General features: G+C 35.8%; 6 protein-coding genes. 4 read left to right on the top strand and 2 right to left on the bottom strand.

Annotation, left to right across the window (positions count from 1 at the left end):
- Positions 1–188 (top strand): hypothetical protein (locus C0W29_RS21890; protein WP_235869058.1); only part of this gene is annotated, 188 nt, incomplete at its 5' end.
- A gap of 50 nt (positions 189–238) precedes the next feature.
- On the opposite strand, the gene dtpA is transcribed toward C0W29_RS21890, so the two are convergent.
- Positions 239–1,717, bottom strand: a complete 1,479-nt coding sequence (gene dtpA, locus C0W29_RS20990; RefSeq protein WP_045042720.1) for a dipeptide/tripeptide permease DtpA — start codon at positions 1,715–1,717, stop codon at positions 239–241.
- Between the two features lie 535 nt (positions 1,718–2,252).
- Here dtpA and C0W29_RS20985 point away from each other — a divergent pair.
- Positions 2,253–2,564 (top strand): high-potential iron-sulfur protein, encoded by a 312-nt coding sequence (locus C0W29_RS20985; RefSeq protein WP_045042719.1) that lies wholly within the window; start codon positions 2,253–2,255, stop codon positions 2,562–2,564.
- Positions 2,565–2,635: 71 nt separating this feature from the next.
- Here C0W29_RS20985 and yegD read toward each other — a convergent pair whose 3' ends face one another.
- A complete protein-coding gene (gene yegD / locus C0W29_RS20980; RefSeq protein WP_045042718.1) occupies positions 2,636–3,988 on the bottom strand; it encodes a molecular chaperone in 1,353 nt (450 codons plus the stop codon).
- Positions 3,989–4,225: 237 nt separating this feature from the next.
- Here yegD and C0W29_RS20975 point away from each other — a divergent pair, with 237 nt between their 5' ends.
- Entirely contained in the window at positions 4,226–4,846 is a 621-nt protein-coding gene (locus C0W29_RS20975; protein WP_045044415.1) for a thiol:disulfide interchange protein DsbA/DsbL, read from the top strand.
- 316 nt (positions 4,847–5,162) lie between these two features.
- Complete coding sequence (locus C0W29_RS20970) at positions 5,163–6,776, top strand: methyl-accepting chemotaxis protein (RefSeq protein ID WP_235869057.1); 1,614 nt, start codon at positions 5,163–5,165, stop codon at positions 6,774–6,776.
- Positions 6,777–6,792: the final 16 nt, after the last annotated feature.

Genomic DNA, 6,792 nt, shown 5'->3' with positions numbered 1-6,792 from the left:
TCCTGCTCTTCCTGCTCTTCCTGCTCTTCCTGCTCTTCCTGCTCTTCCTGCTCTTCCTGCTCTTCCTGCTCTTCCTGCTCTTCCTGCTCTTCCTGCTCTTCCTGCTCTTCCTGCTCTTCCTGCTCTTCCTGCTCTTCCTGCTCTGCATTATATTATTCATAAACAAAAACGGATGCCAACAACACTGATCGTTGGCATCCGTTTTATTTAGCAATATAGCTTTAATCAATAATTATGATTATGCAGCGGTTACCTCTGCAGGTGTATCTTCACCACGCATAACACGCGTTAGTTTTGGTGCAATAAGCATAGTGAAAATAGCAATACCAGCAGTAGAGTAACCAATAATGCCAAACACATGGCTATATAACATTAGCGTCTGGTGAGGCTCGATAACATTAGCAGGTGCCGCTGTTAGCGTTGCAACCCAGCCAGCTACAACCGCTGCTGTTGCTGATGTGAGGAACCACATGCCCATGGCAAAACCCATCATTCGCTGTGGTACTAGCTGAGCAACCATAGCCAAACCAAGACCTGATACAAATAACTCGCCAATGGATTGGAAACCATAAGAAAGAATAAGCCAATTTGAATCTACAATACCGTCACTATTAGCAAAATGAGCACCAACTACTAAGACTAAGAATGACAAGCTACATAGCACCATACCTAAAGCAAATTTAAATGGCATTGAAAAACGATCGCCATATTTATTATAGACCATCGCTAACACTGGGCTAGCAATCATAATCCATAAAGGGTTAAGTGCTTGGAACTGCTCAGGCGCAACACTTATACCAAATAAATCATGCGAAATATTATGTATCGCGAAGAAGTTAAGTGATGTTGGCATTTGGAAATAAAGTACAAAAAACACAATACCTTGTAGCATCAATACAAAAGCAACAAACATTTTTGCTCGTTCAATACCCGAGGTTGAAAATAGTTCTTTAAAATATAGACCAACAATTGTAGTACCAACAATAATTAAAATAGCGTGTGCATAAAATAGATGTTGTAATAATATTGCACTAATAAAACTAAATATAATTGCGCCGACTAAAACACCTAAATAATATATTTTATTAACTGGTTTCATATCAGGTTTAGAACCAATACCTTTAACAATATGACCACTAATATAAAAATTAATAAGTGTAATAACTAGACCTGCAGCACTTACGCCAAAGGCAATATCATAACCAAACTTCTCTGCAATCCATGGTGATAATAGCATTGAGAAAAATGAACCCAAATTAATGGCCATATAGTACATTGTAAATGCACCATCTAAACGAGGATCATTTTCACCATAGACTTTTGCTAATAGGCTTGAAGGGTTAGCTTTAAACAAACCATTACCCATGGTAATAAAGCCCATCGCTATATAGATAAGATCGGAACCACCATAACCGCTGGTTGCTGATAAACCTAATAAAGCGTAACCAACTACAAGTACCATTGCACCTAATTTAATGGTTCTTTTAGTTCCAAGAACTTTATCGCCGACCCAGCCACCAATAGCAACTGAACCATAAACTAATGCTGAGAATGCACCAAATAAAGTAAAAGATGCTGTCTCTGACATGCCAAGAATTTTAACCATATAAACAGTTAAAATAGCTTGCATACCGTAGAAACCAAAACGTTCCCAGAATTCAATTGAAAATATCAAATAGAACGGTTTTGGCTGTTTGAATACGTTCTCGTCAGACATGTACTGTTTCCTTGAAAGATTTCAGGTAAAACTAATCCAAACACGTATATTTCTAAATGTTATTTCTCCCCAATGTGAAATAACAAGAATAATGACGCTATACCGTTTTATTAGTAATGAATATAAAATAAAAAGCAGCTACAAATTATAGTTATGCATTTTCTTACATTAAGACTGAAATAAAACAATAAATAAAGACACCGAAAATGAAATATTAAATACCATTAAGGATTAATTCTTTTTAATACTCTTATAAACATATAGTTATAGTATTAAAACATCGTTCAAAAGTTATCTTTTATATCATTTTGATTTATTTAAATAGAAATATAACAACAAAGGCAAATGATAATAATAATCAATATCATAAAATAAACAGTAAAAATAATCTCTATTCTGGTTTGTTTAATATCCATATACTATTATTTAAAAATATAAAATAAGTAATATCACAATGGACAATAGTATCGCTTATTTCTACTTAATATAAGCAATGCTAGTATAATTATTCAATATAACGAATAGGGAAAGGATCATGATAAAACAATCATCACGGCGACGCTTTCTACAATTAACAGCTGGCGGTATTATTGGCTTAACACTGGGTAACAAAATAATAATACGCTCAGCTTATGCCGCTGATCTCCCCCACCTGAAACAAGATAGTCCACAAGCTAGTGCACTAAAATACGTTAATAATTCAACAGTTAAAGGTCAAAATTGTAAAAATTGCCTTTTGATTCGAAATGATAACAGTAGTAGTGACTGGCAGCCTTGTGCCATCTTTCCAGGAAAGACAGTTAACATCAACGGTTGGTGTTCGGCCTATGCACCTAAGCCAGCATAAGTTGTCCTTATTCAAAAATGCCTGCATTCACGCAGGCATTTAACTATGAATTTTTATTTTTAATTAATATATTAGCCATAGCAGCGTTCACCCCAACGTGCTAAACCGGCAGTTACTGACCCAAAATAGCTACCACTTACGATAGGAATATTCGGTAATTGCTGCTCAATACATTGACGTAAAATAGGCGAACGTGCTGTGCCGCCGGTCATAAATATAGCATCTGGTTTAACCTGACTTTGTGCCATTGCCTCAATGACAAGATCGCGCATTTTCTCTTTTGGTGTTTCTATTGCTTCAGCCAATTGCTGGGCGGAAATATCAACTTCAAACAAATCTTGCATTAACGCCATATTCACGGTGTGATGTGCTTGACTCGATAATGCAATTTTAGCCTCTTCTGCATGGCGAATGATTTGATAGCCAAGAGTTTCATGATAAACATGAATTAATCGCGACAATAATTGTGGATCAGCAGCATCATGACGAAGTTTTTCTAACGCACGTAAATTAGCATCACCATAAAATTCAGTTTGTGCGGCAACATTATTAATCGCAATCGGATTCCAAAATTGATTAAATGGCATTTCGATACCACGAATCGTTTTACTGCCTAAGCCAAACTGTGGCATTAATTGTTTAAACGCCAAATGAATATCAAGATCATTACCGCCAACACGTTGACCACTATGGGCTAATAAACTAGAGCTACGATCAGTAAGATGACGGAAACTAGGCCCCATATTAATTAACGAACAATCGGTAGTACCACCGCCAATATCAACCACCAGCACCGTTTTATCTGCCGTTAATGTAGATTCATATTCAAGTCCAGCAGCAACAGGTTCAAACTGAAAACACACGTTTTTAAATCCAGCTCGTTTAGCTGCTTGCGATAAAATCCCTTCAGCTTGTTGGTTAGCACTTTCGCCACCAATACCTTGAAAGTTTACCGGGCGCCCAATAACGGTACTGACAATATCTTGTTGTAAACTTTGTTCAGCGGTGCGCTTTATATTAACCATCATTGCACAAACAAGATCTTCAAAAAAGCTAATTTGACCATCACGTAAACCATTCGCACCAAGAAATGATTTTGGCGATTTAACGTAATAAACTTCTTCGGGATCATCGAGATAAAGATCAAGTGCAGCTTGACCGAATTGCAAATCCCCCGCAACAACCTCTATGTCTTCTTCACGATTAAATGCCATAGCACGACGTAAAACCTGCTCACCCGTCGCGTTTGATGGTGAAATACCCATGAAGCGATATAAATATTCAGACACAGATTCACGTGTTGGCGCACATAAGGTCGACGGAATATATTGATTATTATTCTCTAATGGTAAAAGTTTAGGCTTACTGTCTTCCATCACTGCAACCGAACAATTCGCGGTTCCATAATCAAATCCAATGTACATCGATTAACACTCACATGCGGTAAAAAAGCCGCCAATAATAGCTTATTCTATAATTTAACACACGGAGATATTTACACCTTATTTATGGATAATGAATTGATAACAATAAACGCTTAACATTTAGACTCAAAGGAATTAAATAGCACACTTTTTTATTGATTATTATCATTTTGTCGATGCATTTACAGTATTTTATCGACATAATAGAATCATAACTTCTTTTAAAAGTACTGAAACATGAAACGTATTTATCAAGCTTTTTTTGTTCTACTATTCACTGTATTTGCACTATCTGGGTGTTCTGATTCAAAAACACCGCAAGAAGGTGATCAATACTCAGTGATCCCAACCCCAATGCCAGAAATGAAAGGTGTTACTGAAATCTTTTCTCTTTCTTGTGGCCACTGCCGTAAGATGGAAAGCATTCTTCCTGAAATCAAAAAACTTACGAATGGCGATATCAAGCAAGTTCACGTTATTTTTAATGAAAGTGCTCAAAAAGCAGCCTTCATTTTCTATGCTGCAATGGTACAAACAGACAACAAACCAAGCCATGCATTAGTTGAGCAATTATTTGCTTTCGTACAAGATTCTCCAAAAGACATGACAGTTGAGCAACGTAAAACTGCACTTGATAAAATCTTCCATGATAACAACTTAAAAAGTCCTTACGAGCTAACAGAAGCTCAACAAAAAGAAGTATTTAAGATGTTCCAACAATCTGAAGATATTGTGCATAATTCAGCCCTTGAATCAGTGCCTGCATTCCTTGTAAATGGTAAGTACTTAGTAAATACCAGTGCACATAAAAGCCTACAAGATTTAGCTAATACTATTGTTTACTTAAAAAATAAATAATCATCAATATTAGAAATTACTTTTTAAATACTCGTCTCTATGACGAGTATTTTTTTGCCTTTTTCTTTAAATTAACTGCAAGATAATGTAATAGCTATAATTTTTTGGGAACAATATCTTATTTATGCCTCTTTTTTAAACTTATTTTATAAATCGATATAAATATATTTATATATAAGTCGAATTCATATTTATCAGTAATCAATAAATATAATCATCAATATTGGAGAGGCTCTACATTTTTATGCTCAAATCAATAAAACTCAAACTGCTATTACTTAGTCTATCTCCTATGATACTCATTCTGAGTATTGCTATGACAATTGTTATCTATCTACAAAATCAGTCATTAAAAAATAATGTTAACGATTATCGCACGGCTGTTATTGAAGAAAGGCAAAAAGAATTAAAAGATGCAGTACTAATTACTAAGCATGTCATCGACAACATGATAGCTAAAGGTAACAATGAACAAGACACAATTAAAGAAATTGAAGCACTACTCAACCCATTACGTTTTGCCGACAATAACGCTGGCTACTTTTTCATTTACACCATAGAGGGTATTAATGTTGTTCACCCTCTCAATTCTGCAATTCAGGGTACAGATCAAATAGCAGCCATTGATGCTAATGGTATACGTTATATTCAAGCTTTAATTCAATCATCTAAAGGCCATAACCAATTCGTTGAATACAGCTTTCCTAAAAATGAAGGTCAACAGCCACAGCTTAAAAAAAGCTATGCTGCCACTGTAAATAACGGCAAATGGATCCTAGGGACAGGCCTTTATCTAGATGATATTGATGCTAATGTTTTGAAGTACAATAATAAACTCATACAAAGTAGAAATAACCAAATCCAAACCGTCATTATCCTTTCTATTATACTTAGCTTATTATCAATTGTAGTCATTGTATTAGTCGCAAGTCGTATTACTAAACCGATTACACGAATGGCAAAAGCTTTAGACGATATTGCTGATGGTGAAGGCGATTTAACCAAACGCCTAGATGTAGCGGGTAACGATGAGATCGCCCAATTAGCTAATGCCTTTAATCGTTTCGCTTCAAAACTACAAAATATTATGACAAAAGTATCTCAATCAACAGCAAGCCTTACCACGGCTGCACAGCATGTCCACCAACAGACAAATATGCTAACGATGACATTAGACTCCCACAACTGTGAAACAGAGCAAATTGTAACCGCTGTGCAACAAATGAGTTTAGCGGCAAATGAAATAGCAGAGAGCACCAATGACGTTGCATCCTCAACCACAAAAGTAAGCGATGATGCATTACTAGCACAACAACAAGTTGATACATCATTAGTTTCAATTAACACTCTTGTTGATGAAGTGACCCATGCATCAGGGTATATTGACGATTTGAACCAGCAATCACATAGTATTAATAATGTATTAAAAGTCATTGGAGATATTGCAGATCAAACCAACTTATTAGCCCTTAACGCTGCTATTGAAGCTGCACGAGCAGGTGAACAAGGACGAGGGTTTGCTGTAGTTGCAGATGAAGTACGTGAGCTTGCAAGCCGAACTCAAAGCAGCACACTCGAGATTAATGAGATGCTGGATAAATTACACTACCTAGTGACTCAAGCTGTAAATGCAATGGAGAGAAGTCAAACCTCATGTAATGAAGCCGTTAACTCGACTAATCAAATCTCATACAGCCTTCAATCTGTGACTAAAGCAGTCAATGCTATTGACGATCGTACAAATCAAATTGCTACAGCATCCACTGAACAAAATGCCGTTACTGGAGAAATTAATAGTAATATGATTTCTATTCAAGACATTGTGACCACATTAATTCAAGAGAATCATAATTCAGAAAAAATCATTACTCAGCTAGATCAAGCAACTCATGGGTTAAAACAATTAGTCGGACAATTTAAGATCAAATAATTACTTCACTAGTTAT

The organism is Photobacterium kishitanii (genome assembly GCF_003026355.1).
In the GTDB taxonomy this organism is placed as follows: domain Bacteria; phylum Pseudomonadota; class Gammaproteobacteria; order Enterobacterales; family Vibrionaceae; genus Photobacterium; species Photobacterium kishitanii.
This window is presented reverse-complemented; position numbering and strand designations above follow the sequence as displayed.